This is a genomic window from Streptomyces sp. NPDC051172, from assembly GCF_040682555.1.
In the GTDB taxonomy this organism is placed as follows: Bacteria; Actinomycetota; Actinomycetes; order Streptomycetales; family Streptomycetaceae; genus Streptomyces.
This window is the reverse complement of the sequence record NZ_JBFBBE010000423.1, coordinates 1-1,144: the sequence shown is the minus strand read 5'-3', so window position 1 is coordinate 1,144 and position 1,144 is coordinate 1. Positions and strand designations below refer to the sequence as shown.

General features: G+C 71.0%; 1 protein-coding gene. It reads left to right on the top strand.

The window, feature by feature from the left end; all coding sequences use genetic code 11:
• Window positions 1-46: 46 nt before the first annotated feature.
• On the top strand, window positions 47-1,144 hold a 1,098-nt coding region (locus AB0N07_RS51635), incomplete at its 3' end, for a lactate utilization protein B (RefSeq protein WP_365848007.1).

The window sequence follows — 1,144 nt, the reverse complement described above, 5'->3', positions numbered from 1 at the left end:
CCGGCGTCCGCCGCGGACCGTCCGCCCGTGTTGAGGAGGCCCGCCGATGAGCACCGCACCCACCCGCGTGCGCCTGGGAACGCCCACCGTCCGCCCCGTCTACGGGGAGGGCGAGATCCTGCTGAACACCCCGTTCCCCGAGTCCGCCCGCGAGCAGCTGAAGAACGGCCAGATGCGCGCCAACATCCGCCGGGCCACCCACACCATCCGTGCCAAGCGTGCCGGCGTCGTCGAGGAGCTGCCGGACTGGCAGGAGCTGCGCGCCGCCGGCTCCGCGCTGAAGCAGTCCGTCATGGCGGACCTGCCCGCGCTCCTCGAGCGGCTCGAGTCCGAGGTCACCGCACGTGGCGGCGTCGTGCACTGGGCCCGGGACGCGTCCGAGGCCAACCGCATCATCACGGAGCTCGTCACCGCCAAGGGCGTGGACGAGGTGATCAAGGTCAAGTCCATGGCCACCCAGGAGATCGGCCTGGACGCCGCGCTCGAGCAGGCCGGCGTGGCCGCCGTCGAGACGGACCTGGCCGAGCTCATCGTCCAGCTCGGCCACGACCGGCCCAGCCACATCCTCGTCCCGGCGATCCACCGCAACCGCCAGGAGATCCGGGACATCTTCCTCCGGGAGATGCCGGAGACGGACGAGAGCCTCACCTCCGAGCCGGCCGACCTGGCCGAGGCCTCACGCCGGCACCTGCGCGAGAAGTTCCTGAGCACGAAGGTGGCGATCTCCGGGGCGAACTTCGGCGTCGCCGAGACGGGCACGCTGGCCGTCGTCGAGTCGGAGGGCAACGGCCGCATGTGCCTGACCCTGCCGGAGACGCTGATCACCGTGATGGGCATCGAGAAGCTCGTGCCCACCTTCGAGGACCTCGAGGTGTTCCTGCAGCTGCTGCCGCGCTCGTCCACGGGCGAGCGGATGAACCCGTACACCTCCATGTGGACGGGCGTCACCGAGGGCGACGGTCCCCAGGAGTTCCACCTGGTCCTGCTGGACAACGGCCGCTCCGCGGTGCTGTCCGACCCGAAGGGCCGTTCCGCGCTGCACTGCATCCGCTGCTCGGCGTGCATGAACGTGTGCCCCGTGTACGAGCAGACCGGCGGCCACGCCTACGGTTCCATCTACCCGGGCCCGATCGGCGCGATCCTC